Genomic DNA, 271 nt, shown 5'->3' with positions numbered 1-271 from the left:
CATTGTTATCGCCCACCACGCTGGAACCCGTTACAGCCACATCACGTCCGGCAACGATCGCGACATTGTTACCACTTAACGCCGAAGACTGTTCAGTTGTTGCTGAGTTCTCATGAACTGTGTGCGTGGTTTTTTTAGAGAACAACTTTTTCTTAACTTTTGTATCTTCGTCGTAGTGATAATCGCTTTCGGTCGCCGTTGTGATAGCCACGTCTCGTCCTGCCTGGATAGCAAGATCGCCTCGCGCATCTACTCTCGCCGCTTCCGCGAC

1 protein-coding gene is annotated in these 271 nt (G+C 50.6%); it reads right to left on the bottom strand.

The window, feature by feature from the left end; genetic code table 11:
- On the bottom strand, window positions 1–211 hold a 211-nt coding region (locus SB765_RS29885), incomplete at its 3' end, for a hypothetical protein (protein ID WP_410932528.1).
- Window positions 212–271: the final 60 nt, after the last annotated feature.

Source organism: Pseudomonas sp. SIMBA_067, assembly GCF_046534675.1.
Taxonomy (GTDB): Bacteria; Pseudomonadota; Gammaproteobacteria; order Pseudomonadales; family Pseudomonadaceae; genus Aquipseudomonas; species Aquipseudomonas putida.
This window is presented reverse-complemented; position numbering and strand designations above follow the sequence as displayed.